This window comes from Haliovirga abyssi (genome assembly GCF_030295325.1).
GTDB lineage: Bacteria > Fusobacteriota > Fusobacteriia > Fusobacteriales > Haliovirgaceae > Haliovirga > Haliovirga abyssi.
The window spans coordinates 2,051,495-2,077,837 of the sequence record NZ_AP027059.1; the positions used below are offsets into that span (position 1 = coordinate 2,051,495).

General features: G+C 25.8%; 26 protein-coding genes. 1 reads left to right on the top strand and 25 read right to left on the bottom strand.

Going from position 1 to position 26,343, the window contains the following annotated elements; genetic code table 11:
- Positions 1-483 precede the first annotated feature (483 nt).
- Entirely contained in the window at positions 484-768 is a 285-nt protein-coding gene (locus RDY08_RS09045) for a DUF5673 domain-containing protein (protein ID WP_307904055.1), read from the bottom strand.
- Between the two features lie 178 nt (positions 769-946).
- On the opposite strand from RDY08_RS09045, the gene RDY08_RS09050 reads away from it, so the two are divergent.
- The gene (locus RDY08_RS09050) at positions 947-1,279 is read left to right on the top strand and encodes a hypothetical protein (RefSeq protein WP_307904056.1); all 333 of its coding nucleotides are present in this window, start codon (positions 947-949) and stop codon (positions 1,277-1,279) included.
- A gap of 56 nt (positions 1,280-1,335) precedes the next feature.
- Here RDY08_RS09050 and RDY08_RS09055 read toward each other — a convergent pair whose 3' ends face one another.
- The 24 genes from RDY08_RS09055 to RDY08_RS09170 all read right to left on the bottom strand — a co-directional run bounded on the left by RDY08_RS09055 (position 1,336) and on the right by RDY08_RS09170 (position 26,342).
- Entirely contained in the window at positions 1,336-1,806 is a 471-nt protein-coding gene (locus RDY08_RS09055) for a peroxiredoxin (protein WP_307904058.1), read from the bottom strand.
- 76 nt (positions 1,807-1,882) lie between these two features.
- On the bottom strand, positions 1,883-3,046 hold the full coding sequence (locus RDY08_RS09060; protein ID WP_307904060.1) for an FprA family A-type flavoprotein: 1,164 nt from the start codon (positions 3,044-3,046) through the stop codon (positions 1,883-1,885).
- 5 nt (positions 3,047-3,051) lie between these two features.
- Entirely contained in the window at positions 3,052-3,210 is a 159-nt protein-coding gene (gene rd, locus RDY08_RS09065; protein WP_307904061.1) for a rubredoxin, read from the bottom strand.
- A 103-nt stretch (positions 3,211-3,313) separates the two neighbouring features.
- Positions 3,314-3,889, bottom strand: a complete 576-nt coding sequence (rbr, locus tag RDY08_RS09070) for a rubrerythrin (protein ID WP_307904062.1) — start codon at positions 3,887-3,889, stop codon at positions 3,314-3,316.
- 24 nt (positions 3,890-3,913) lie between these two features.
- Positions 3,914-4,423 (bottom strand): ferritin, encoded by a 510-nt coding sequence (locus RDY08_RS09075; protein ID WP_307904063.1) that lies wholly within the window; start codon positions 4,421-4,423, stop codon positions 3,914-3,916.
- Positions 4,424-4,455: 32 nt separating this feature from the next.
- On the bottom strand, positions 4,456-4,836 hold the full coding sequence (locus RDY08_RS09080) for a desulfoferrodoxin (protein WP_307904065.1): 381 nt from the start codon (positions 4,834-4,836) through the stop codon (positions 4,456-4,458).
- Positions 4,837-4,908: 72 nt separating this feature from the next.
- Complete coding sequence (locus tag RDY08_RS09085) at positions 4,909-6,096, bottom strand: NAD(P)/FAD-dependent oxidoreductase (RefSeq protein ID WP_307904067.1); 1,188 nt, start codon at positions 6,094-6,096, stop codon at positions 4,909-4,911.
- Between the two features lie 196 nt (positions 6,097-6,292).
- Positions 6,293-6,580 carry a hypothetical protein gene (locus tag RDY08_RS09090; protein ID WP_307904068.1) on the bottom strand — a complete coding sequence of 96 codons (288 nt, stop codon included), beginning with the start codon at positions 6,578-6,580 and terminating at the stop codon, positions 6,293-6,295.
- Between the two features lie 287 nt (positions 6,581-6,867).
- Positions 6,868-7,611 carry a substrate-binding periplasmic protein gene (locus RDY08_RS09095; RefSeq protein WP_307904069.1) on the bottom strand — a complete coding sequence of 248 codons (744 nt, stop codon included), beginning with the start codon at positions 7,609-7,611 and terminating at the stop codon, positions 6,868-6,870.
- 217 nt (positions 7,612-7,828) lie between these two features.
- Positions 7,829-9,508, bottom strand: a complete 1,680-nt coding sequence (locus RDY08_RS09100) for an AAA family ATPase (RefSeq protein ID WP_307904070.1) — start codon at positions 9,506-9,508, stop codon at positions 7,829-7,831.
- Positions 9,509-9,847: 339 nt separating this feature from the next.
- Positions 9,848-10,594: a substrate-binding periplasmic protein gene (locus tag RDY08_RS09105; protein WP_307904071.1), complete on the bottom strand. Its 747-nt coding sequence runs from the start codon at positions 10,592-10,594 to the stop codon at positions 9,848-9,850.
- Positions 10,595-10,810: 216 nt separating this feature from the next.
- Positions 10,811-12,490: an AAA family ATPase gene (locus tag RDY08_RS09110; protein WP_307904072.1), complete on the bottom strand. Its 1,680-nt coding sequence runs from the start codon at positions 12,488-12,490 to the stop codon at positions 10,811-10,813.
- A gap of 296 nt (positions 12,491-12,786) precedes the next feature.
- Positions 12,787-13,533: a substrate-binding periplasmic protein gene (locus RDY08_RS09115; RefSeq protein WP_307904073.1), complete on the bottom strand. Its 747-nt coding sequence runs from the start codon at positions 13,531-13,533 to the stop codon at positions 12,787-12,789.
- A gap of 158 nt (positions 13,534-13,691) precedes the next feature.
- Positions 13,692-14,123, bottom strand: a complete 432-nt coding sequence (locus tag RDY08_RS09120; RefSeq protein ID WP_307904074.1) for an HD domain-containing protein — start codon at positions 14,121-14,123, stop codon at positions 13,692-13,694.
- A complete protein-coding gene (locus RDY08_RS09125; RefSeq protein WP_307904076.1) occupies positions 14,116-14,967 on the bottom strand; it encodes a pseudouridylate synthase in 852 nt (283 codons plus the stop codon). The genes RDY08_RS09120 and RDY08_RS09125 overlap by 8 nt, the downstream gene beginning before the upstream one ends.
- A 23-nt stretch (positions 14,968-14,990) precedes the next feature.
- The gene (locus RDY08_RS09130) at positions 14,991-15,647 is read right to left on the bottom strand and encodes a pilus assembly FimT family protein (RefSeq protein WP_307904077.1); all 657 of its coding nucleotides are present in this window, start codon (positions 15,645-15,647) and stop codon (positions 14,991-14,993) included.
- 1 nt (position 15,648) lies between these two features.
- Entirely contained in the window at positions 15,649-16,878 is a 1,230-nt protein-coding gene (locus tag RDY08_RS09135; RefSeq protein WP_307904079.1) for a thymidine kinase, read from the bottom strand.
- A 279-nt stretch (positions 16,879-17,157) separates the two neighbouring features.
- A complete protein-coding gene (gene cysK / locus RDY08_RS09140) occupies positions 17,158-18,075 on the bottom strand; it encodes a cysteine synthase A (RefSeq protein ID WP_307904081.1) in 918 nt (305 codons plus the stop codon).
- Between the two features lie 277 nt (positions 18,076-18,352).
- Complete coding sequence (locus RDY08_RS09145) at positions 18,353-19,639, bottom strand: O-acetylhomoserine aminocarboxypropyltransferase/cysteine synthase family protein (RefSeq protein WP_307904083.1); 1,287 nt, start codon at positions 19,637-19,639, stop codon at positions 18,353-18,355.
- Between the two features lie 46 nt (positions 19,640-19,685).
- Positions 19,686-20,111 (bottom strand): RrF2 family transcriptional regulator, encoded by a 426-nt coding sequence (locus RDY08_RS09150; protein ID WP_307904085.1) that lies wholly within the window; start codon positions 20,109-20,111, stop codon positions 19,686-19,688.
- Between the two features lie 104 nt (positions 20,112-20,215).
- The gene (locus RDY08_RS09155; protein WP_307904086.1) at positions 20,216-21,043 is read right to left on the bottom strand and encodes a PTS sugar transporter subunit IIA; all 828 of its coding nucleotides are present in this window, start codon (positions 21,041-21,043) and stop codon (positions 20,216-20,218) included.
- Positions 21,043-21,510, bottom strand: a complete 468-nt coding sequence (locus RDY08_RS09160; protein ID WP_307904087.1) for a CBS domain-containing protein — start codon at positions 21,508-21,510, stop codon at positions 21,043-21,045. The genes RDY08_RS09155 and RDY08_RS09160 overlap by 1 nt, the downstream gene beginning before the upstream one ends.
- 10 nt (positions 21,511-21,520) lie before the next feature.
- On the bottom strand, positions 21,521-22,663 hold the full coding sequence (locus RDY08_RS09165; RefSeq protein WP_307904089.1) for a cation:proton antiporter: 1,143 nt from the start codon (positions 22,661-22,663) through the stop codon (positions 21,521-21,523).
- Positions 22,664-22,787: 124 nt separating this feature from the next.
- On the bottom strand, positions 22,788-26,342 hold the full coding sequence (locus RDY08_RS09170) for a Tle-like phospholipase domain-containing protein (RefSeq protein ID WP_307904091.1): 3,555 nt from the start codon (positions 26,340-26,342) through the stop codon (positions 22,788-22,790).
- Between the last annotated feature and the right edge of the window lies 1 nt (position 26,343).

Here is a 26,343-nt window from a genome sequence, read left to right on the forward strand (position 1 = left end):
ATATTTTTTCTAAAATTACTGTTGCTCAAACCATTGATTCTATTAGACTGATTTTTTGAAAAAAGGTTAAAAATACCTTTTTGTGGTTGAACCATAATATGATAATAATTCGGCTAATTATTAATGCAACTCCTGCCTTCATCAAAAATAAAAATGTCATTAAAAAATAAATAATTAATTGTAATAAACTTATAAATAAAATAAATTTAATAGCATCAAAAACATTAAATCTCCCTTTAATCCATAGCATATTTATCTCCTTTTTTAGTTTAGAAACTGTTTAGCTGTGACAAATATAAAGATATACTTGCCACAGATTATTGAATTTTTTACAACTTAAATTTAACAACCATGTCTTTCTGTATTATGAGCAAATACTCCGATTCCCACTCTTATATTAACCATATTTTCATCTATTCTATTTTCTACATACCTTATTTTTATTTTAATTCATTTTTTTTATCTACTATTTTAAAATATACTTTATTTTTTACAAATAAAGTCATTTAATATATTTTCTACTTCTTTTTCATTTTTTCTCAATATATTAACATAATATTTCTCTCGAGAATTTAATAATTTGATCTCTAACTTACTATTTTTTATATTATATTCTTTAATATCTTCCATTTTTATAAATATTTCAGGTAAATATATTCCTTTATCATTTATAATTATTGATGAATTTTTATTCCTTTGAATAATTGTTAAAGGTATTAAATTTAAAATAGAAAAATGATTAATAAAATATGTAAAACTAATTTTCAAATAAAATATCTTATATAAGCTAATTAAAACAGAAGCATAATATACATACAAAAGTATATTAAATACCGTTTCATCTGAAAGAAAAAATATTTTTTTAATATTCCATCTTTTATCAGTTGTGAATATAATATAACTATGATTTTTGCTTCACATATTCATGCTTATTATAAAGGTAAATGTGGAAACACTCCATATTATTATCACTGGTGGGGCTGGTGCAGAACTAGCAGGAACTGATAAAAAACATTATTTTTATCATTATTTAAAAGTTAATGTAACTAAAAAAGGTATTAATTACGAATTAATAAAATTACACTCGCCAGATTATAATATTTTTGATAGAGTATTTTGGGCATTGTGGATATATTTATATGCATTTATTTCTATTAATGCTTGGAGTATTATTATTGTTATTGGATTAACTTATACTTTAATTATGTTTATTTATTCTGAACACTTTAAAAATTTTAAAGATTTTATATATTTATTCCGTTGGAAAAATAAAAAGTAAAAAATAGAAGTAAAAAAGAACAAAATAATTTTTGTTCTTTTTTACTTCTATTTAAATTATCTATTAAATTCTCTTATTTTTTCTAATACTTTTTCTGCATGTCCTTTTGGTTTTACTTTTTCCCATTTATACACAATTTTAAAATGTGGATCTATCAAAAGTGTAGTTCTCTCAGTTCCATGATACTCTCTTCCGTACATTTTTTTTAATTTCCATAATCCATATCCATTAATTACTTCCAAATTTTCATCACTTAAAAGTTCTATTCCTATTTCATGTTTTTTTATGAAATTTTTATGTTTTCTTGGCGAATCTTTACTTACTCCTATTATTACAGCTAACTCATTGTCAAACTCTCTTTTTAATTTTGTAAATTCTAAGGCTTCAGTTGTACAACCGGATGTATTATCTTTTGGATAAAAATATAACACTATCCATTTCCCTTTATAATCTTCTAATTTAATCTCTACTCTATCTTGATTTGGCAAAATAAATTTTTTAACTTCTTCTTCTACTTTAACCCCCATTTAATCTCTCCTTTATAAAATTCATTTTTTCTTGTTAAAACTTAAATAAAAGGCCTATATTATCTAGGCCTTTTATTTATAATAATTTTTTCAACTCTTCTTTTAATTCTTCTAAATTTTCTTCACTTGGTATATATAATAATCTCTTGCTTAACTTTATATCAAATTTAGAATCAGATAAATATTGTTCTATCTGAGCTACACTTTGACCTCCCCATCCATAAGAACCAAAAGCTATTGCTTTCCTATTTTTAGGTGTAAGCCCTTTCAAATATGTAAGAAATGAAGCTACTGTAGGTAACATATTATTATTTAAAGTAGGAGATCCTACACAAATATATTCTACATCTAAAACTTCAGTTATAATATCTGAAATATGATTATTTTGTAAATTTTTCATAGAAGTCATATATCCCTTTTCTTCAAAAGCATCTTGCAGTGCATATGCCATTTTTTTTGTAGAACCCCACATTGTATCATATACAATCAAAGCTTTTTTCCCTACAATATTTGAAGACCATTTTACATAACTATCTATTATCTCTTTTACATGTTTTCTAAATATCAATCCATGACTTGGTGCTATCATCTCTATATCTAATCCTGAAGCTTCTTTTAATTCTCTTCCAACTTGCATTCCATATGACATTACAATATTAGCATAATATTTTTTTGCTTCTTCTATTATAATTTCACTAGGAAATTCATCATCAAATCTTTCAGAACTAGCTATATGTTGTCCAAAAGAATCATTAGAGAATAAAATCTTTTCTTCTGGCATATATCCTACCATATTATCAGGCCAATGTACCATTGGTGTAAGAATAAATTCTATACTTCTTTTTCCTAATTCAAGTTTATCACCAGTTGAAACTGTTTTTATATTCCAACTACTTGTGTCATAATGTTTAGCTAATCCTTTTGCTCCATTTGGTGCTGTTACTAGAGTAGCATTTTTAGCTATCTCCATTACACGAGGCAATCCTCCAGAATGGTCCATTTCTACATGATTAGATATTACATAATCAATTTTAGATGGATCAACTATTGATGAAACTCTTTCTAATAATTCATCTACTAAATAATATTTTGTAGTATCAACCAAAGTTATTTTTTCATCTATTATTAAATAAGCATTATAAGTTGTTCCTCTTTGAGTAAGGTATCCATGAAAATTTCTAATATCCCAATCAATTCCACCTACCCAATAAATGCCTTTTTTCATCTCAACGGCTTTCATTATATTTAAGCCTCCTCAAATTGGTCTTTATCTACTCCGCATACTGGACATACCCAATCTTCTGGTAAATTTTCAAATGCTGTACCTTCTGCTACTCCTGCATCTGCATCTCCTACTTCTGGGTCATACACATATCCACATACTACACATACATATTTTTTCATATTAATTTCCTCCTGTTTTTAGTATTTGTATATTATCATATTACTTTATAATTTAATGATACTCTATTATTGTATTGTAAATTATAAAATAAGTCAAGATATTTTAATAATTTTTTTCTTTTAATTCAAAATAATCTCTTGGATGTAAACAAGCTGGACATTTTGCTGGTGCTTCCTCTCCTTCATAGACATACCCACAATTTCTACATTTCCATCTTACAACTTCTGATTTTTTAAATACTTTGTCATTTTCTATATTTTCTATTAATTTTTTATATCTTTCTTCATGTTCTTTTTCCACTTTTGATATTGCTTTATAAGCTTGTGCTACTTCTGCAAACCCCTCTTTTTCTGCCACTCTTGCAAATTCAGGGTATAATTCTGTCCACTCTTCATTTTCCCCTGCTGCTGCTGCTTTTAAATTTTCTAATGTTGTTCCAATTTTTCCTGCAGGATATGTAGCTGTTATTTCCAAATCTCCACCTTCTAAAAATTTAAAAAATCTTTTAGCATGTTCTTTTTCATTATCTGCAGTTTCTATAAATATAGCTTCTATTTGTTTATAACCATCTTTTTTCGCCTGTGATGCAAAATATGTATATCTATTTCTTGCTTGTGATTCTCCAGCGAATGATTTTAATAGATTTTTCTCTGTTTCAGTCCCTTTTAAACTTTTCATTAATATCTACCCCCTAATATTTTTTTAAATGTTCAATGTAGGATCTACAAATACTCTTTGTACTAATTCTTTATCTAACATAACTAATCCCATTTTATTATCTCCAATTAAATTCAATTGATCCAATATCTCATTTACATTAGCTTCTTCTTCTACTTGTTCCCCTACAAACCATTGTAAAAAGTTAACTGTAGCATAATCTTTTTCTTCTGTTGCTATAGACATCAATTCGTTTATATTTTTTGTTATATATTCTTCATGACTTAATACTCCTTCAAATACATCTAATGGAGAAGTCCATTCTATAGCTGGTCTTTCTATTTGCTCTAATATTACTCTTCCGCCTCTTTCGTTTACATAATCAAACATTTTCATAGCATGTGACAACTCTTCTTGATATTGAATTTTTGTCCAATTTGCCATACCTTTTAATCCTGTTGCATTAAAATAAGCTGACATTGAAAGATATAAATATGAAGAATATATCTCTCTATTTATTTGTACGTTTAATACTTCTTCTACTCTTTTATTCATTTTTCTCTTTCTCCTTTTTTAATTTTATTTTTTTACCCTTTCCACAATCCGTGTAAAGTACAATATTCTCTTGCTGATACAGCTTTTCCTTTTTCTACATAAAATATAGCCTCTGGAGCATCCCCAGGATTTAAAAATTCTCTATATGCTTTTCCATCTATTAATAATTCTATCCATTCTATATAATGTTCTTCCGTCATTGGATGTGCTGTAGTTTCTCCCACTTTTACTTTATACCCATTTTCTAATTCTTCTATAAATGGTACATGTTTTTCAGTTGAAGAATCTGCCATCTTTTCTTCCTGTAATACCATTGGTTTTCCACAACAAACTAATTCTCCTGCTCCACCATGTAACACCTCTACAATATTTCCACATACTTCACATTTGTACACTTCTAATTTCTTTGCCATTTCTAACTACCTCCCCTGTTTTTATTAGTTCTCTTATGAACTTTTATAATTTTATTTTTTCATTCAACTTATTTATTTTTCAAAAATCAATTTTATCGTTTCCTCTTTTGTCATCTTATTTTTTATACATCCCATTAACTTATTACTATTTTTTGTATCTCCTACAAATATTCCACCTACTACTCTATCATCTTCAAAATAAAGATTTTTATATTCATTTTTTTCTCTGTTTTCATATCTTTTATATTCACAATCTGGTTCGCTATCATCTAAAACTTTTCCTATTGAATATATCTTTGTATTTATTCCTGAAAAGTTTATTGCTTGTGATTCTTCTTTATATTCTATATTTTCTTCAAATATATTTTCTCCAGCTATTTTCCCTTGTTTCATTCCTACTATCCATATCCCTGCAATTTTACCATTATGCTCTGCGCAATCTCCTGCTGCAAGTATATCTTTATCGCTAGTTTGCATATATCCATTTACTACAATACCTCTGTTTGTATTTAGTCCAGCATCTTTTGCTAACTCTATATTAGGCCTTACTCCTGCTGATATTACTACAATATCCGTATCTATAATAGTTCCATTATCTAATTTTACTCCTGTTACTTTTTCATATCCTAATATCTCTTTTATAAAATCTCCAATATAAGTTTTGATATTTTCTTTTTCAATTGCAGCTTTTAATATTTCGCTCCCTTTTCCATCTAACTGTCTTGGCATAATTCTACTTGCGACCTCTATTATTGACACATCTAATCCAAATTTTTTCATTCCCCAAGCTGCCTCAAGTCCTAATACTCCACCACCAATAACTACTGCTTTTTTAGAATTCAACATATCTTCTTTTAAATTTTTCACATCATCTAATGTTCTTAATGTATGTACATTTTTAATATCTTTATTCTTTATTGGTGGAATAAAACTACTGCTTCCAGTTGCTAAAATTAATTTATCATATTTTAGAATTTCTCCATTATCTAGTTCTATATTTTTATCTTTTTTATTAATTTTCTTTACTTCAGTATTTGTAAAATTTAAAACATTGTTATCTTTATACCACTTTTCATCTTTTACATAAAATTTATTTTTAAATTCTTTTTCTAAAACATACCTAAGGATTGTTGGCCTATAATATGTATTATAGTTCTCTTTTGACAATAATTTTATTTCATAATCTTTATTTTTTTTTCTAATTGTTTCTGCTGCTGATATTCCAGCTATTCCATTTCCAATTATTATTATCTTTTTCATTTTACCTCCAGTTTTAAACTTTTATTTTATCTCTGCTCTCTCCGGAATAAAAATTACTAATTTGTAATGATTACAAATTTATTATACATCTTTTCTTATTGTTTGTCAACTGTTTCTTTTCATTCTTTATTGGAATAATAAAAAAATAAGCTATGCTTTAATATGTACCCTTTGTCAAGTACTTTAAAAAAAGTAGTTAAGCTGATTTATTTTCTAAAGTCATTTTTATCTGTCTCGCTCCCTTTTGTCTCCCTTTGAATTCATATGCTTTTATAATTAAATCTCTTGCTTTTTCATCTTCTAATTCTTGATTACTTTTATTTGTTTTTGAAGTTTCAGACAAATATTTATAATAACTTATTCTAAATATTTCTGCAACTTCACATAAATATTTTATAATATTTTTTACACCACTTGTTTCTATTGCATCTTTGATTATAACAAACTTTTCTGATGGCGATAATTCAATTAATTTACCGTTCACCTCTCTTTCTCGCACGTCTAGCTTTTTTTAGCAAATCAATCTCCGCTTGAAGATAATCATTTTTCACTTGAAGCCTTTCATATTTCTCCTCTAAAGATAGCTCTCTTTCTAAAGGTCATCCAGAGTTCTCTTTTCTTCTATCATCTTTAACCCTAATACTCCTTGCTCTTTATAGGCATGTCTCCATCTTATAGGGTACAGTATATAATTTTCTGAATAAATTTATACTTTTCTATTAAATAAAGAGCAAAGATAGAAATACCTTTGCTCTTTTTTAATCTTATCTATTAATATTTTCCGCTTCTTAAATCTTTTACCATCTTATCATATTCTCCGCTATCCTTTAACATTTTAAACCCTTTATCAAATTTTTTCATAAGATTTTTACTTTTAGATAATTGTTTTGGTAAAATTAAGTATGAACCACTTGTATCTAATGGCTTTTTATTATAAAGAAACTGTTTTTGTTGCTCTTTTGTAAAATTATCTCTTATTAATTTTAATCCTACATCTAAATCACAAATAAAAATATTTACTCTTTTTGAAAATAATTTCTTAAATCCTTGTAAATCTGTTGGAGCTAAATCTAATTTTTTACCTATATTTTCAAAAATTTTTACAGAAGAATATCCTAAAGTCCCTCCAATTCTTTTACTTTTTAAATCTTCTAATTTATTCCAAGTGAAATCGTTTCCCTTCATAAAAAAAAGAACTGTTTTCCCCACTACTATCGACTCTTCACTATAATAAAAATATTTTTCTCTTTTCGCTGATTTATTCCAGCAATTAGAACCATTATATTTCCCTCTTTGAGCTAATATAAACGCTCTTTTCCAAGGAAAAAATTTATATTCTACATTTACTCCTACTTTTGCAAATGCTCTTGTTACCACATCATTTGCAAATCCATATCCTTTTAATTTTTCCCCTGTATATGGTTCCCATTCACCAGTTGTTAATGTTATCGTCTCTCCAAAACTCATAACACTCAAAACTAACACCATAAATAAAACTAAATACCTTCTTTTCATTGTAATCTCCTCCTTTTTTTCAGAAAATTATATTATAAATTCATCTGTAATTATAATATACTACAAAAAATACATTTTCCTTTTTTTTAGAGTTATTTTTTTATTCTTAGATTACAATTCAAATTTTAAAAAATTTAAACTACAAGATTACATTAGAAGAAAAATAAACTTTAGAAAAACATTTATTATTTTACAAAATGAAACATAGCTTATTTTTTCATTCAAATTTAACAACTTTTTCTAATTTATCACCTACAAATAATATCACAAACTTTTTCATGTTTTTTCTATTCTGCATTTTTTTATCATTTAAATATCTATGCAGTTGCTCTTTTCCTTCTTCTACTATTTTACCTATATCTTTTGATAAATCTTTCCACTCTTTTTTCTTTATATATTTCAATTCTATCATTGCTTCATATGGTACTTTTTCATATCTTCTAGTTACCAATATATCTATATATCCTTTTTTCATCTCTCTTTCGCTTTCAATATAATACCATGGACTTTTTATTAAATAGGCCATCATTATTGCTTTTAAATGTTTCTCATCAAAATTTATAAAATCTCTATTTGATAATTCTCCCAACACTTCTTCTACTAATTTTAATAGGGGATTTATATTCCCGATTTCTATTAATTCTCCAATTGATTTATTTATATCACTTGTTTCGGCATATACTTTATATTCTCTGTCAATATAACTCATAAAACTCTCATAAAATAGTTTTCTCATTACATAATTTGGTATTTCTAATTTTATTCCTTTAAATGTTTCCTCTTTTATTGTTAAATATCCCAAATAAAACAGTAATGTTATTGCATCATCTTTTTTTTGTTCTCTTTCCATATTAAAACTATCTATTAATTCTCCTGTCACTCCATCATTTTCTATTATTTCATCTATTATTTCCTGACTTTTCGGACTTAATCTCATCATATTTTCCATTTTTTTATAATCACTTGCTATATTTACATCTATTATTTTTTGTGGTTTCCTATTTTCTCGCAAATAATCTGCTAAAAAATACAATACCATATCTGTATTATATACTGTTTTTTCTCCTATTAAATTAAATAGATATCCGTTATAACTTCTTTTCATATCTTCTAATACATTTGCTGGTATATTATACATTTTTAATAAATTTATTACTGTCTCTTCTGTAAATCCTGTTAATTCATTAAATTCTCTATCTATACTTAAATTTTTCACTATATTAAATCCACTTGTTATGCTATCTAATGTTACTGGAGCTATTCCTGTCATAAATATTCTATCTACTATTGTTTCTGTACTCTCTTTTAGAACTTCATAAAATTTTCTTACAAATCCTGTTTTACTTACTATATCTTTAAATTCATTAAATTTAAAACTTAATAACTCATTTGCAAAATGGTCATATTCGTCTATTAATACATATATTTTTTGCTCTATTTTTAATTCTTCGTACTTCTTTTTGAAATCTCTTAACAGTTCTGCAGGCTCTTTTAAATTTTTATCTAATTTTATTTTTAAATTATATTTTTTTACAAAACTATCTAATTTATTATATACTTCTAATTTAAAACCATTTTTTAATATATCTTTATTTTCTGTTGATAATCCTGAAAAATTAAATTTTATAATATAATAACTATTTTTTCTTGACGTTGGATTTTTTCCTATATATAATTCTCCAAATATTTTGTCAAATTTATCACTATAATTTACATCATAATATTTCCCTAATGTATCTATCCATAATGTTTTTCCAAACTTTCTTGGTCTTAGAAACATTATATATTGTTCATCTAAATTTTCTAAATTTTCTATATATTTTGTTTTGTCTATATAAAAATAGTTTTCATCTAATATTTTTTCTAAATTTTGTAATCCATATGGTATTTTTTTCATTTACAAACCACCCCTTATAATTCCAACTCATATTATAATATAAAAATCAGCTTAAAATTCCACTTACTCTTACTCAACACCATCATATTCACCATTTTTTAAATCTTTTTCCATTTTATCATATTCACCACTATTTTTCAATTTTTTAAATCCTTCGTCATATCTTTATTATAAAATCTCCATTTTTAAATGTTTTTCTAAATTTTTGGCTTTTGAAAAATTTCGCCTTGAAAAATTGCATATTTCAAAAAAACAGCGTAGCTTATTTTCTGAATAAATTTATACTTTTCTATTAAATAGAGCAAAGGTAATAATACCTTTGCTCTTTCATAATCTTCTCTATTCATATTCACCATTTCTTAAAGATTTTACCATCTTATCATATTCTCCGCTATTTTTTAACACTTTAAATGCCTTATTATATTTTTTTATTAACTCTTTGTTTTTAGAAACTTTTTTTGATAGAAGAAGATAATAACTCATCTTTTCCATTGGCTTTTTATTATAACTGAATTTTGCTTGTTGTTCTTTTGTGAAATTATCTCTTATCAACTTTAATCCTACATCTAAATCACTAATAAAAATATTAACTCTTCCTGCATATAATTTTTTTAATCCTTGCACATCAGTTGGAGCTAAATCTAATTTCTTTCCAACATCTTTAAAACTTTTTATGTAAGAGTATCCAAGTGTTCCACCTATTTTTTTCCCTTTTAAATCCTCTAATTTATCCCAAGTAAAATCATTTCCTTTAATATAGAAAAAAACTGTTTCTCCTGATAATATTGGTTCTTCGCTAAAATAAAAATAATTTTCTCTATCTCCTACTTTTCCCCAAGAAAGTGTTCCATCATAATTACCCCTTTGAGCTAATATAAATCCTCTTTTCCAAGGGAAAAACTTATATTCTACATCCACTCCTACTTTTGCAAATGTTTTTTTCACAACATCACTTGCAAATCCATAATTTTTTAACTTTTTACCATTAAAAGGTGCCCATTCTCCATTTGTTAATGTTATCGTCTCTCCAAAACTCATAACACTCAAAACTAACACCATAAATAAAACTAAATACCTTCTTTTCATTGTAATCTCCTCCTTTTTTTCAGAAAATTATATTATAAATTCATCTGTAATTATAATATACTATAAAAAATACATTTTCCTTTTTTTAGAGTTATTTTTTTATTCTTAGATTACAATTCAGATTTTAAAAAATTTAAACTACAAGATTACATTAGAAGAAAAATAAACTTTAGAAAAACATTTATTATTTTACAAAATGAAACATAGCTTATTTTTTCATTCAAATTCAACAACTTTTTCTAATTTATCACCTACAAATAATATCACAAATTTTTTCATATTTTTCCTATCCTGCATTTTTTTATCATTTAAATATCTATATAGTTGCTCTTTTCCTTCTTCTACTATTTTGCCTATATCTTTTGATAAATCTTTCCACTCTTTTTTCTTTATATATTTCAATTCTATCATTGCTTCATATGGTACTTTTTCATATCTTCTAGTTACCAATATATCTATATATCCTTTTTTCATCTCTCTTTCGCTTTCAATATAATACCATGGACTTTTTATTAAATAGGCCATCATTATTGCTTTTAAATGTTTCTCATCAAAATTTATAAAATCTCTATTTGATAATTCTCCCAACACTTTTTCTACTAATTTTAATAGGGGATTTATATTCCCGATTTCTATTAATTCTCCAATTGATTTATTTATATCACTTGTTTCGGCATATACTTTATATTCTCTGTCAATATAACTCATAAAACTCTCATAAAATAGTTTTCTCATTACATAATTTGGTATTTCTAATTTTATTCCTTTAAATGTTTCCTCTTTTATTGTTAAATATCCCAAATAAAACAGTAATGTTATTGCATCATCTTTTTTTTGTTCTCTTTCCATATTAAAACTATCTATTAATTCTCCTGTCACTCCATCATTTTCTATTATTTCATCTATTATTTCCTGACTTTTCGGACTTAATCTCATCATATTTTCCATTTTTTTATAATCACTTGCTATATTTACATCTATTATTTTTTGTGGTTTCCTATTTTCTCGCAAATAATCTGCTAAAAAATACAATACCATATCTGTATTATATACTGTTTTTTCTCCTATTAAATTAAATAGATATCCGTTATAACTTCTTTTCATATCTTCTAATACATTTGCTGGTATATTATACATTTTTAATAACTCTATTACTGTCTCTTCTGTAAATCCTGTTAATTCATTAAATTCTCTATCTATACTTAAATTTTTCACTATATTAAATCCACTTGTTATACTATCTAATGTTATTGGAGCTATTCCTGTCATAAATATTCTATCTACTATTGTTTTTGTACTCTCTTTTAGAACTTCATAAAATTTTCTTACAAATCCTGTTTTACTTACTATATTTTTAAATTCATTAAATTTAAAACTTAATAACTCATTTGCAAAATGGTCATATTCGTCTATCAATACATATATTTTTCTTTCTAGTCCAATCCTTTCATACTCCTCTTTAAAATTCCTCAACAAAACAGCTGGTTCTTCTATTGCTTTATCTAAAATGATTTTTAAATTATATTTTTCTATAAAAGTTTTTAATTTTTCATATACTTCTAACTTAAATCCATTTTTTAATATATCTTTATTTTCTGTTGACAATCCTGAAAAATTAAATTCTATAATATAATAGCTATTTTTTCTTGAAGTTGGATTTTTTCCTATATATAATTCTCCAAATATTTTGTCAAATTTATCACTATAATTTATATCATAATATTTCCCTAATGTATCAATCCATAATGTTTTCCCAAATTTTCTTGGCCTTAAAAACATTATATATTGTTCATCTAAATTTTCTAAATTTTCTATATATTTTGTTTTATCTATATAAAAATAGTTTTCATCTAATATTTTTTCTAAATTTTGTAATCCGTATGGTATTTTTTTCATTTAAAAACCACCCCTTATAATTCTAAATTAAGTTACAATTGCCCGTTTCTTAATTCTTTTTTCATTTTATCACATTAAATACTATTTTTCAATTGTTTAAATCCTTCATCATATCTTTATTATAAAATCTGCATTTTTAGATATTTTTCTAATTTTTTGGCTTCTGAAAAGTTTTGTTTTGAAAAATCACATACTTAAAAAAACAGCATAACTTATTTTCAAAATAAATTTATACTTTCCTAATTAATTAAAGAAAGAGCAAAGGTAAAAATACCTTTGCTCTTTCATAACCTTCTCTATTCATATTCACCATTTCTTAAAGCTTTTACCATCTTATCATATTCACCACTATCTTTTAACATTTTAAATCCCTTATTATATTTTTTTATTAACTCTTTGCTTTTAGAAACTTTTTTTGATAAAAGAAGATAATAACTCACCTTTTCCATCGGCTTTTTATTATATCTAAATTTTGCTTGTTGTTCTTTTGTGAAATTATCTCTTATTAGTTTTAATCCAACATCCAAATCAAGAATAAAAATATCAACCCTTCCTGCAAATAGTTTTTTAAACCCTTGCAGATCAGTATGAGCTAAATCTAATTTTTTCCCAATATTTTTAAAACTTTTTGTATAAGAGTATCCCAGTGTTCCGCCTATTCTTTTCTCTTTTAAATCCTCTAATTTATCCCAAGTAAAATCATTTCCTTTCATATAGAAAAAAACTGTTTCTCCTGATAATATTGGCTCATCACTAAAATAAAAATAATTTTCTCTATCTCCTACTTTTCCCCAAGAAACTGTTCCATCATAATTACCTCTTTGAGCTAATATATAACCTCTTTTCCAAGGGAAAAACTTATATTCTACATCCACTCCTACTTTTGCAAATGTTTTTGTTACCACATCACTTGCAAATCCATATCCTTTTAATTTTGCTCCATTAAAAGGTGCCCATTCTCCATTTGTTAATTTTATCGTCTCTCCAAAACTCATAACACCCAACACTAACGCCATCAATAAAACTAAATACCTTCTTTTCATTGTAATCTCCTCCTCTTTTTTCAGAAAATTATATTATAAATTCCTCTGTAATTATAATATACTACAAAAAATAAATTTTCCTTTTTTTTAGAGTTATTTATTTACAAAAAGTAACTAATTAGAGCACATAGAATATGTAACCTGTTTTTAATCCATTCCTAATTATTATCATCTAACTTTTGAAATTTTTTTAATTCTTCATTTTTAATATTTTTATTGTGATGTTCTAATATAAGCTTTGCCATTTCAATATTATACTTTTTTAATTTTTCATATCCTTTTATTGTATGATTTGATAATTTGCTATTGTTTTTTAATATTACATGTAAAATTCTATCCACAATATTTATATCTTTTTCTTTACCTATATCATGCAACAAAGCCAATTTTATTATTTTTTTATTATCTTTTAATTCTATATCTTTTAAAATATCTTTTAATATATTTATACTATGTTTTTTATCATAATTACTCATATTATCAAACAATTCAAATTCATATTTATCAAGATATTTTCTAGCCATATTTTCATCTTTACCTGTATAATTTGGAAAAACATATCTTATTAATTGTTTAACTCTATTAAACATCTTTTACTATTACCTTCCCAAGTTTTTTCTTTATTGATTTAATGTTTTTTCCATTTTTACCTATTATCTCGCCTCTTTTTTCTTTATTTACATATAAAAAATATATATCTTTTAGTTTTTCAACTTTAAGTACATTTTCTATTTCAACTGTTTTATCCTGCTTAAAAAATAGATTCTCTATATCTTTTTTTAAATTTATATTTTTAAGAGTTAAATATTTTGGATTTGCAGGTTTTAATTCTCCCTTTACAATATAATTTAACATTATTCTAATCTGTTTTGGCATAAAAGAATTTCCTTCGAATATAAACTTTTCTCCATCATAGCTAATTTTTACTTTCCTAATTTTTTGTTTTAATTTTTTTCCCTTTTCATCAGAAAATTTACTTACATCATATTCGCCACTTAAATCTTCACATATTTTCTTTATCTCTTCTATAGTTTTATTAAGTTTACTTAGAGGATAGCTATATTCATAAGCTCTTCCTTCTACAATGTCAGGTAAAACTAATCCTGAAATTGTTTTTTCTATTTTTATTATTCCAAAATTTTTAGCTATATTATTAAATTCACTTTTTAATTTAATAATATCTCCATTAAAATTACTGCTAATATATAATATATTTTCAGTTGCACTTACATTACTATCAGTTCTAGCTGATTGCTGAACTCCCTTTGCCCAAGTTATTCCTAATTCATTTAATATTCTTTTAAATTCACTTTTTACACTTATTTTATTTTTATTTTCATCAAAAGATGTAAATTTAGTTCCATCATACCAAATCCAAAATAGATATCCATATTTTTTACTTTTTTCTAATTTTCTTAAATCTAACTCTAACATAATTAATTTTCTCCATTCTCTAATTATTTTACCAACATATCTACTGTAAGAGGATATATTATTAATTTTTTATGTTCGCTGCTCTTTAATATTAAATCAAACTCTATAAAATTTCTATCTGTATTTGGTTCTCCATTTGTTTCTCCAGAATTGTTTATATCTTCCCAATCACTACCAGAGCTATTCCTAACTCTTAATCCACCTAATTTATCAAACCATACTTTATATTTTTTTTGACTACTACCATTATATAAATCCACATTTTTTATCTCTACATTTCTAAATAGTGAATCACTATATTTTTTGCTGTCAAATTTATACATCATATACTTTTTAGTTAATGGGTCTTTTAATATTTCATTTGTATCCTCATTAGTGGTATAATCTGGAATCATATCTCCATTTTTATCATTAAAGCATACATAATCAAAGCTTTCTCCAGCCAAACCATTTACAGTTACTCCATTAATATCTTTTCTAAATTCTATCATATAATTTTCAGTTGAAGAATATTTCAAAGTCTGCATATATACTATATCATATTTAAGTTTATATAATGCTTTATCTAATTTTTCACTTTCTAAATAATTATCAAATTTAGCACTACCTACTGATGTTAATATTCCTATTATAGCAATTACAATCATAAGTTCTATTAAGGTAAATCCCTTAATTTTCACATTAATCACCTTCATATTCAATATTTTTCAACACATTTAGTCCTGACATTTTTTCTATAATTCTTATATTTTCATTTAAAAATTCTTTATCTTTTATATTATTTCTATTATTAAAAACCAATCCTTTTATTTTTATTCCTTCATTTTTTAAAATATTTATCGTTAAAAGAGTATGATTTATTGTTCCTAAACTATTATTTGTTACAATTATAACTTCTGATTTGTCTTTATATTCTTTTATTAAATCCAAATATGTATAATATTCTGTATATGGTACTAATAATCCTCCAGCGCCTTCTGTATACACAATATCATTATTTTTTAAATTTTCGTCTATTTTTTCTTTTATTTTTTTTATATTTATCTCTTTATTATCTAATTTTGATGCCATATGAGGTGAAACTGGTTTGTTAAAAAAATATAAATTAATATCAGATATTTTTTTATTTAATTTTTCACTATATTTATAACTGTCTGAACCTTTATAATTATCAAAAGTTTCAAGTCCTGTTTCTATAGGTTTTAATGCCATAACTTTATTGCTATTTTTTATATCTTCTTCTATTAATTTTAAAGTAGCATATGTTTTTCCTATTTCTGTACCTGTCCCAACTATAAAATATAATTTATTATTTTTTTCATCTCTATTTTTTACAATATGGCATTTTCTACATCTAGCTTCATATGAATCTTTAGCTCCTACCATTATAACTGGGTCATCATAATATGCTGGTTCTCCATCTATTATTCTTTGAGTTCTTGAAGCTGGATTACCACATACTACACATATTGCGTTAAATTTATCAACATATTCTGCTTTTGCCATTAATTCTGGCATAGGATGAAATGGTTCTCCTCTAAAATCTTGGTCAAGTCCTGCTAATATAACTCTTTTTCCAGAATTAGCCAACTCTTCTACAAATTCAACTATACCTTGACCAAAAAATTGTGCTTCATCTATTCCCACTACATCTAAATTTTCCATCTCGTTCACATATTTTTTCATACTTTCCACATTAGATACAGGAATTGCCTCTATCATATTTTTGCTATGAGACACAACTTTTTTTTCATCATATCTATTATCAATAGAATGTTTAAAAGCAATTATATTTTGATTCGCAAATTCTGCTCTTTTTAATCTTCTGATTAGTTCTTCACTTTTTCCAGAATACATACTTCCTGTTATCGCTTCTATCCATCCTACTCCTTTTGTAAACCATAAATGCATTTTTTACCTCCAGTATATAAATTTCAAAATTCTAACTCTTTTATTTCTTAAATTATATTTATTAAATTATATTTATTAAATTATATTTATTAAATTATATTTATTAAATTAATTATTGCTAATATTTTTTTCTTTCTATTATCAATTTTCTATTATCAATTGTCAATTATATCTTATTCTATTATACCTTTTTACATTATAAAAATCAACAAAACAAAAAGACATTAAGATTATCTCCTAATGCCCTTCCTCTATTGTAAATTTTTCATTATTAATTATCTAAAATATTTCCATTGATAAATATCTTTCTCCTGTATCTGGTAAAATTACTACTATTTTTTTCCCACTGTTCTCTGCTCTTTTTGAAATTTCAATTGCCGCATAAACAGCTGCACCAGAAGATATTCCTGCTAATATTCCTTCTTTTTGTGCTAGTAATCTCATTGTTTCAAATGCATCTTCATTTTTAACTTCAAATACCTCATCAAATATATTTACATTTAATACATCAGGTAAAAATCCTGCTCCAATTCCTTGTATCTTATGAGGCCCAGGCTTTCCTCCTGATAATATTGGTGACCCTTCTGGCTCTACTGCTACTATTTTTACATTTGGAAGTTTTTCTTTTAGTGCTTCTCCTACTCCTGTTATCGTTCCACCTGTTCCTACTCCTGCTACAAATATATCTATATCATTATTCATATCATTTAATATTTCTATTCCTGTTGTTTCTCTATGTACTTTAGGATTAGCTTTATTTTCAAATTGACTTGGAACAAAACTATTTTTATATTCTTTTGATAATTCTGCCGCTTTATTAATTGAACCTTTCATTCCTTCTACACCTGGAGTAAAAACTATTTCTGCTCCATACGCCTTTAATATACTACTTCTCTCTCTGCTCATTGTATCTGGCATTGTTAATATAAGTCTATATCCTCTAACTGCACAAACCATAGCAAGTCCTATTCCAGTATTTCCACTTGTTGGCTCAATTATAACTGTATCTTTATCAATTAATCCCTCTTTTTCTCCAGCTTTTATCATTGCGAATGCTATTCTCTCTTTCACACATCCACCTGGATTAAAAGACTCTATTTTTACATACAGTTCTGCATTCCCATTATTTATTTTATTTAATTTCACAATTGGAGTTTTTCCTATAAGCTCCAATATATTATTGTAAATTTTACCCATTTTACACCTCCATTTATTGTACGATTTTCCAGTATTGGATTTTATCTTTCTTTGATAATTCTACAATCTATTTTTATATAATTTTCTTTACTTTATTTAATTTTGTTTTAGAATTTGGGCGAACACACAGGTTCGCCCCTACAGTTATTATATGACAAAATAAATATTTCTTAACTTAGGAATGGCTTAAAAATAACATTCCCATTTTGCTTTAAAATACGCAATGTTTTAAGCGTTTTTATAACAAAATATGAGAACATTATTTTTTAAACGTTCCTTACCCCTTGCTTTTCTCCAAAGCTTGTTTTAAATCTTCTATTAAATCATCTATATTTTCAATTCCAACAGATAATCTTATTAAATCTGGTGCTACTCCTGCTGCGATTTGTTGCTCTTCGCTAAGTTGTGCATGAGTCGTACTTGCTGGATGTATCACTAATGATTTTGCATCTGCTACATTTGCAAGATGTGAAAACAGTTCTAAACTATTAATAAATTTTTTCCCTGCTTCTAATCCACCTTTTATTCCAAAACTGAATATTGAACCTGCTCCTTTTGGCAAATATTTTGCAGATAATTTTTCATATTTGCTTCCTTTTAATTCTGGATACTTTATCCAACTTACATTCTCATTTTCATTTAAAAATTCTACTATTTTTCTAGCATTTGATACATGTCTTTCCATTCTAAGAGATAATGTTTCTAATCCTTGTAATAATAAAAATGAATTAAAAGGACTTATACAAGCTCCCATATCTCTTAAAAGTTGTACTCTTGCTTTTACTATATATGCCGTTCCACCAAGGTCAGCATATTTTATTCCATTATAACTTGGATCTGGTGTTGTAAAATCAGGGAATTTACCACTTTTTTCCCAATCAAATTTACCTCCATCTACAATTAATCCGCCTATTGTTGTTCCATGACCTCCTAAGAATTTTGTAGCTGAATACACTACTACATCTGCTCCAAATTCTATTGGTTTACATAAATAAGGAGTCGCAAATGTATTATCAACTATTAAAGGAATTCCATTTTCATGAGCTATTTTAGCTATTTCTTCCAAATCTGCTACATTTGCCCCTGGATTACCTATTGTTTCTACATATAAAGCTTTTGTTTTATCTGTTATTGCATTTTTAAAATTTTCTACATTGTCAGGATTAACAAATGTTGATTTTATCCCATATTTTGGCAAAGTAGATTTAAAAAGATTATATGTTCCCCCATATAATGTGCCAGCTGCAACTATTTCATCTCCTGCTTTTGCTATGTTTAAAATCGCATATGTTATTGCCGCTGATCCTGACGCAGTTGCTAAAGCTGCTGTCCCGCCATCTAATGCAGCAATTCTTTTTTCTAGCACATCAGTTGTTGGATTCCCTATTCTTGTATAGATATAACCTGCTTCTTTTAATGCAAACAGGTCCGCTGCTTGTTGCGTATCATCAAACAGATATGATGTTGTTTGATAAATTGGAACTGCTCTTGACCTTGTTTCAGAATCTACTATTTGTCCTGCATGTAATTGCAATGTCTCAAAACTATAATTTTCTTTTCCCATTTTACACTCTCCCTATTGTAATTAAAATTATTTCGTTATTTCTCCTTTAAATATAAAACATATTTACTGTTTTATTTTTATATTTATCTATTATATCTTCTAACGTTATTCCTTTTAAAAATTCATAAATTTTATCATCTAATTTCATCCAAACTTCTTTTTCTAATATTCCATCTAATGTTTCACTGTTATAATCTTCATTGTAGCTTTTTAAATCTTTTTCTAAAATATTTAATATTTTATATATTGTTATTTCAGAAGGCTTTTTTTTCAAATAGTATCCACCTTTAGAGCCCTTTACACTTTGCAGACAATCTAAGGTTTTTAGCGATATAAATATTTGTTCTAAATATTTAATTGAAATATTTTCTTTTTCTGAAATTTCTTTTATTGTAACTTTTCTTTTATTATAATTTAATGATAAATATGCCATAGCTCTTATCCCGTATTTACTTTTAGTAGATATAAACATTATTTTATCTCCTTTTTAATCATACTAAATTAATATGATTACTATGTTAATAAAAGTGTACTGTTTTTTACAAGTTTTGTCAACTTCTTTTTGCGATTTTAATTTTATATCTCTATACTCTCATCATTTCCTCCAACTACATCTTCTAACTTTTGTAAAAATATAATGCCTTTTCCTTCTTGCTCTATGTCTATTCCCTCATTTTTCAGTACTCCCACTAATCTTTGAGCGTATTCTTTATCTTCTGTTATTCCAATTAATATCTTTGAAGATATATTTTTATCACTAAACAGAGCAAAACTATTTAAAAAAGGTATATCAAAAAACATTTTTCTAATTCCATATGTTGAATCTATTATTGTTGGATTAACTAATCCAGTTTCTATAGCTAATTCCATTACTTTATCAAATTCTATCACTTTATTTATTATTATTGTAGCCAAATATTTATCTTTTTGCTCTTTAGTTTTTACAATTTCGACTTTTTCAAAATCAGATATAAGCTTTATTACATCTTCTGGTACATCTGAATTTATCAATGATTTTTTTATCTCCTCTTTACTTAAAAATCTTGCTATTTTTGCCATAATATTTAAATAAGTTTTGCTATCTTTTCCTACACCTATACAAAATATTAGATTTACTTTTTTATTAAATCCACCATATTTTATTCCATCTTTTGATATTATAACCACAATAAAATCTTTTTTTACAATATCACTTTTAATATGAGGCATTCCTATACCTTTTGCTATTTCTGTACTCATTTGATTTTCTCTTTCCCAAATTTCTTTCAAAAAAACATCTTTATCCTCAATATATCCCTTTGATAATACCAATCCTGCTATTTTTTCAAAAAGTTCTTCTTTATCTGTTATTTTACATTTTGTTATTATTAACTCTTTATTTATTATATTCTTTAAAACCCCCATTATTTTTCCTCCTCCTTTATCTTTTTCCATCCAATTATGATTTCCAAAACATTTAAATCTCCAATAACTTCCCTATTTTCATTCATCACAGGTAATTCCTGCACATCAAATTTATACATTATTTTTACTGCTGTATCTAAACTATCTTTATCACTAATCCCTATATAATCTGTTTCCATAATATCATCAACTATATTTGCAGAAGCAAATTTTGACAATGAATAAAAATTTTCATTCCCACTTTTCAGATAAAAATCGCTATCTATCATATCGATTAATAATCTTTTTACTGCCTTTTTTAATGTAATATAACCTACCATCTCTTTTTTTGAATTTATAACATATATTGTTCTATTTATTTTATTATCCAAAAATAAATTTGCTACCTCTTCAATCTTTTTTCCCTTTTCTACTATTAATGGTTTTGTAATTTTATTTCTAACATCTTTTATTTTTATAGTTTTCATAGTTTCCTCCTTAATTTTTAAATGCAGCCTTTAACATAAATGGCGTAGTTATTGCCGATACTATTACCATTAATACTACAGCTCCAAATACTGTATCTCCGATTATATGTTTAGCCATTGCCATATTTGCCACTACAAGAGCCACTTCCCCTCTTGGAACTAATCCTATTCCTATTGCAACACTCCTTTTTATATTAAATCCACTAAATTTTGCTCCTAAACTACCTCCAACTATTTTACTAATCATTGCAACTAAAACAAAAATTAGTGCGAAATACAAATTGAATTTTCCATTTCTTAAATTAGTTGTTAATCCTATATTTATAAAAAACATTGGAACAAAAATAGATTGTCCTATCTCTTTTATCCCTTGATCAACTTTATTTTTAGATTTTGTCTGTCCAATAGCTAATCCTGCAAAATATGAACCTGTTATTGCAGCCATTCCACTTATTTTAGCTCCCCAAGAATAGAGAAAGGACAATGCCAACCCCATTGAAACTTCTGTATCTTCAGAAGATGATTTCCTTGAATATTCAAAAACTTTATTTAATACAAAGAATGCAATAAAACTAGCTATCGCAACATATATCACCATATCTCCTAATATGCCCATTGCATTTTTATCTCCCTGTCCTAAAAAACTAAATATAAAAGTTAATAATATTATCCCAATAACATCATCTAAAATTGCAGCTCCCATAATATTCATACCTTCTACAGTCCTAAATTTTTTCATATCCAATAAAGTCATCACTGTAACACTTACACTGGTAGCCGTCATTATTACTCCTATTACCAGCACTTCATTTAATGGCATATGAAAAGCTTTTGCTAATAATATTCCACTTATAAACGGTACTATAACCCCATTTGTAGATATAATAAGAGCACTTTTTCCTGATTTTTTCATACCTTCCATATCGGTTTCTAATCCTGCTTCAAATAACAGAAGTATTACTCCTATTTCAGAGAAAAACTCTATTATTACATTGGTTTTAATAAGATCAAACCCCGTTGGTCCTATTAGTAATCCAATTAAAAGCATTCCTACAACTGGAGGTTGCTTATATTTTGTTGATATTCCAGAAAAGATTTTTGCTAAAATTATTATTATTGCAACGTGTGCTAATAAATGCTGTGAAATTTCCATTTTTACCCCCTTTTTTTATTTTTTCCTATATTAAATTCTTCCATATAATTATTCAAAAGTCAAACTTTAATTTTAAATAGAAAAATAAGCTATATAACTATTATAAGTTATATAGCTTATTTTCTTATCCTAAATTTATCTTTCCGTTTCCTATTTCTATTCCTACTCCACCATTATCTAAAGTTAATTTATCATCTTTCATTTTTATTGCACTTCCACCAGTTGTGATATTTACTTTTTTATCATCCATAGTTATTGTGCTATCTTTATTATTTATTCCTATTTTACCATCTTTTAAAATTATCTCTTTTTCTCCTTTTGTTAATCCCACACTTTCTTCTGTTATTTCTACATAACTTTCATCATCTTTTCCTGTTATTTTTATTGATTTAGAATCAAATCTAACCTCTTTTCCAAAACTTGTTCTGATTATTTTTACATCTGGGTCGTTGTCTATATCTTCAGTTTTACTACTTACATTTCTTATACTTACTTCTCCTGCTTCAGCTCCAAAATGGACTTCTACTAATGTATCTTCTTCTGGTGTGAAATATGTACCTGTATACATTCTTTCTATTGGATAATAGTAACTCTTGCTTTCGTCATATTCATTTTCCATTTCTGTATATTCTATTTGTGCTTTATGTTGTTTTGATACTTTTTTTATTGTCCCTTTTAATGTTAGTCCTGTTATACTTTCTTCTCTTTTTACTACTCCTATATTAAATTCATCTCGTCTTACAAATACTAAATCTGATTTTAATACTCCGCTTTCTTTGTATATCCTGTTTTTTATTAATAATAGCGAATCTTGTTTCCCTGTATTTACATCAATATTTATATTATATGGATTACCTATTGAAAACAGTTCTTCTCCTTTTATTTGAGGATATCCTTTTAATTTGTAACTATTTTCTATTGCTCTTTTTTTCATCTTTCTACTTAATAATAAATTCTTATTATCTATTGTTTTTTGACTACTTCCAAATTCTCCTATTGCTATTCCTGCTACTGTTTTGGGATTTTTACCTTTACTATCATCCACTATTATTAAATCATTCTCTCTTCTTACTATTCTCTTTAAAAAATCCCAATCACTTTCTTTATATTGCACTTCTACTGGGTTTAATTCTGTTATTAACTCTTGTTTGTCTATATGACTATTAAATCCAAATGAGTATTTATTTTGATAAGTTTCATTTAATTTACTTATTACATCTTCATATTTTGTACCAAGATTATGATATACTCTGTTTCTTTTTTCTTTTTCTAATTCTTTGCTTAAGGAATAACTTTTTATTTTTACCTTACAACTATTTTGCTCTATTTCCATAGAATGTTCATAAATTAATCCTCTAAATATAGGCTTATTATCATCTCCATATAATATTTCTATTCCTTGCTTTTCTACATTTAGAAATCTAGTTACTTCATCTGTATCTTCTCCTGCTATTATCCCTTCTATTTCTGCTACTGTGTGTTCATTTACTTCTTTTATTATTTCTAAATTTAATAAATTAACATATTTTATACCTTTTATTTTTACTTGATAATCCATAAATCCTTTGCCTAAATCTTCTTTTTTCTCTTTTGGTTTTTCTATTAAATCTATCCCTAAGTATCCTTCCATATAGTTGCTTATTGTTAAATAATCATCTAAATTATTTCCGTAATAATAACGTAAATTACGGTCCATTAAGATAAGATTATCCCCATAATATTTGCAGCCTGTATCTCTATTTATTTTATCTTTTACTAGACTTTCTTCTTTATCTTTTCCTTTATATGTTCCGCTTATATCTTTTCCATCTGCTGTTACTTTAGAATTTTTTCCTATATTACGAATGTTATAATACTTATCTTTATATCCCAAACTTGAATACAGCTCATAATCATTATTCGGTTTCTCTCTTTCTATATTTAAAAGATACTTTGATGGTGTTGTTATTTTTAGTGTTATCTCTTTCTCCTTAGTATCTATCCCTAATTTTTCATTATAAATTATTACTTTCTTTTCATCTTCTTCAAAGCCTAATTTTAATTTTACTTCTCCTTTTTTAACTTCTAATTTTATTAATTCATCTATTTTATATCTTCTAAGTTCATCTTCTAATTGCTCTATTGAGTTTATTATTTTATATTTATTTAAATATTTTTCTATTAATTCTTTTTTCAATTTATCTTCTTTGGAAAAATATTTATCTGTTCTTTGTTTTCTTTCTGGTAATTCTTTATATAATTTTTCACCTAACTCTTTCAATAGCACATCTCTTAAAAAGGCTGTATTTTCTTTATAATAGATTGCATAAAATAACTTTTCTTTTAATTCTTCATTATCCTTTATTCCTATATATTTTAATAATCCTTTTATATATGACTGTAAATAATCTTTATTTACTATTTCCATTATATCTTCTTCTTTTGCTATATGATCATATATACTCTTTCCACCTCTATTCTTTTCTTCTGTTTTTATATGTGGATAAAACATTGTTAATCCGTGATAAGCTCCTGCATCTAAATGGTTTGCTTCTTTTTCTTTTAACACTTTTAATAAATTCCCTACATATATCCCTTTATTTTCCTCTTTTAAATTTTTATCTACTAAATATCTTTTTCCTACATGTTTAAATACTGTTCCTGTCACATCTTTTGATATTGAGTATGCTATTAAATTTATATCTTTATTATAATAATTATCCATAAATATTTTTTTTCTCTCTAACAGTTCTATAGAATAATCTAATGAATCTTCACTTGTTAAACTGTTTTTTTCTATCTCTATTTTGTTACTCTCATCCCAATGATTTAAGCCATTTGCATTACTTTTTAAATACTCGTCTAATCCTTTGCTTATTATGTTTTTTAGCTCTTCTTTTGTTGGAATTTTTATTAAACTATTTGGTATATCTACAAATTCTGTATTTAGTGATATAAGGTATGTTCCGTTCGTTTTTACAAAACCTGCCTGAATAAATTCTTTTAAGATATATTTCCCTTTTTCTCCTGTTGAATCAAATATCTCTTTCCATGATAATTTTGTTAAAATTGCCTCTGTCCCAAATAGTTCATATCCATTCATTCTGCTAAATCCTGCTACTCCTACTCCGTTCCATATTACTGTTTTTGATATGTTTTCTGCTCCTATTACTGATACGTATTGAGATAAGCCTCCGCCTAAGCTGTGCCCTGTTATTGATATTGTTTTGTGTTGATTATTTGGTGCATTTAATATTTTATTATAAAAATCTTCCGCTAATTTAAATTGTATCCCTGGCATTCCACATACTATTTGACCATTTGTATATATATGTTCTTCCATAAAATTCTTAAAACTTTTTTTCCCGCCTACCTCTTTATCTGTTCCTCTATACGCTATTACTATTTCATTGTCTTTTTCAAATGCTGCTGCATAAAATCCTTCATATTGAGCTTTTATATCTTCATGTTTCCCTTCGTATTCTCTTTTATATTTACTTAAATCAAATCCTTCTAATAACTTCCATCCTTCCATTCTTTCAGTAAAGTAGTTCCATCTTTGTTGACGTTCTGAATTGTTAAAATGGTGTTTTAATAAAATATCTTTTAATGGGTTATTATTATCTTTATCCTCATACCTCTCATACGCCAAATCCGCCAATACTAAAAATTCTAAATCTTTTACATTTCCTCTTTCCATT

Bases quoted from the DNA above. Each gene is read 5' to 3' on its own strand.
- RDY08_RS09055 (WP_307904058.1), bottom strand. From the start codon at position 1,806: ATGGGGGTTAAAGTAGAAGAAGAAGTTAAAAAATTTATTTTGCCAAAT.
- RDY08_RS09060 (WP_307904060.1), bottom strand. From the start codon at position 3,046: ATGAAAGCCGTTGAGATGAAAAAAGGCATTTATTGGGTAGGTGGAATT.
- rd (WP_307904061.1), bottom strand. From the start codon at position 3,210: ATGAAAAAATATGTATGTGTAGTATGTGGATATGTGTATGACCCAGAA.
- rbr (WP_307904062.1), bottom strand. From the start codon at position 3,889: ATGAAAAGTTTAAAAGGGACTGAAACAGAGAAAAATCTATTAAAATCA.
- RDY08_RS09075 (WP_307904063.1), bottom strand. From the start codon at position 4,423: ATGAATAAAAGAGTAGAAGAAGTATTAAACGTACAAATAAATAGAGAG.
- RDY08_RS09080 (WP_307904065.1), bottom strand. From the start codon at position 4,836: ATGGCAAAGAAATTAGAAGTGTACAAATGTGAAGTATGTGGAAATATT.
- RDY08_RS09085 (WP_307904067.1), bottom strand. From the start codon at position 6,096: ATGAAAAAGATAATAATAATTGGAAATGGAATAGCTGGAATATCAGCA.
- RDY08_RS09095 (WP_307904069.1), bottom strand. From the start codon at position 7,611: ATGAAAAGAAGGTATTTAGTTTTATTTATGGTGTTAGTTTTGAGTGTT.
- RDY08_RS09100 (WP_307904070.1), bottom strand. From the start codon at position 9,508: ATGAAAAAAATACCATATGGATTACAAAATTTAGAAAAAATATTAGAT.
- RDY08_RS09105 (WP_307904071.1), bottom strand. From the start codon at position 10,594: ATGAAAAGAAGGTATTTAGTTTTATTTATGGTGTTAGTTTTGAGTGTT.
- RDY08_RS09110 (WP_307904072.1), bottom strand. From the start codon at position 12,490: ATGAAAAAAATACCATACGGATTACAAAATTTAGAAAAAATATTAGAT.
- RDY08_RS09115 (WP_307904073.1), bottom strand. From the start codon at position 13,533: ATGAAAAGAAGGTATTTAGTTTTATTGATGGCGTTAGTGTTGGGTGTT.
- RDY08_RS09120 (WP_307904074.1), bottom strand. From the start codon at position 14,123: ATGTTTAATAGAGTTAAACAATTAATAAGATATGTTTTTCCAAATTAT.
- RDY08_RS09125 (WP_307904076.1), bottom strand. From the start codon at position 14,967: ATGTTAGAGTTAGATTTAAGAAAATTAGAAAAAAGTAAAAAATATGGA.
- RDY08_RS09135 (WP_307904079.1), bottom strand. From the start codon at position 16,878: ATGCATTTATGGTTTACAAAAGGAGTAGGATGGATAGAAGCGATAACA.
- cysK (WP_307904081.1), bottom strand. From the start codon at position 18,075: ATGGGTAAAATTTACAATAATATATTGGAGCTTATAGGAAAAACTCCA.
- RDY08_RS09145 (WP_307904083.1), bottom strand. From the start codon at position 19,639: ATGGGAAAAGAAAATTATAGTTTTGAGACATTGCAATTACATGCAGGA.
- RDY08_RS09150 (WP_307904085.1), bottom strand. From the start codon at position 20,111: ATGTTTATATCTACTAAAAGTAAATACGGGATAAGAGCTATGGCATAT.
- RDY08_RS09155 (WP_307904086.1), bottom strand. From the start codon at position 21,043: ATGGGGGTTTTAAAGAATATAATAAATAAAGAGTTAATAATAACAAAA.
- RDY08_RS09160 (WP_307904087.1), bottom strand. From the start codon at position 21,510: ATGAAAACTATAAAAATAAAAGATGTTAGAAATAAAATTACAAAACCA.
- RDY08_RS09165 (WP_307904089.1), bottom strand. From the start codon at position 22,663: ATGGAAATTTCACAGCATTTATTAGCACACGTTGCAATAATAATAATT.
- RDY08_RS09170 (WP_307904091.1), bottom strand. From the start codon at position 26,342: ATGGAAAGAGGAAATGTAAAAGATTTAGAATTTTTAGTATTGGCGGAT.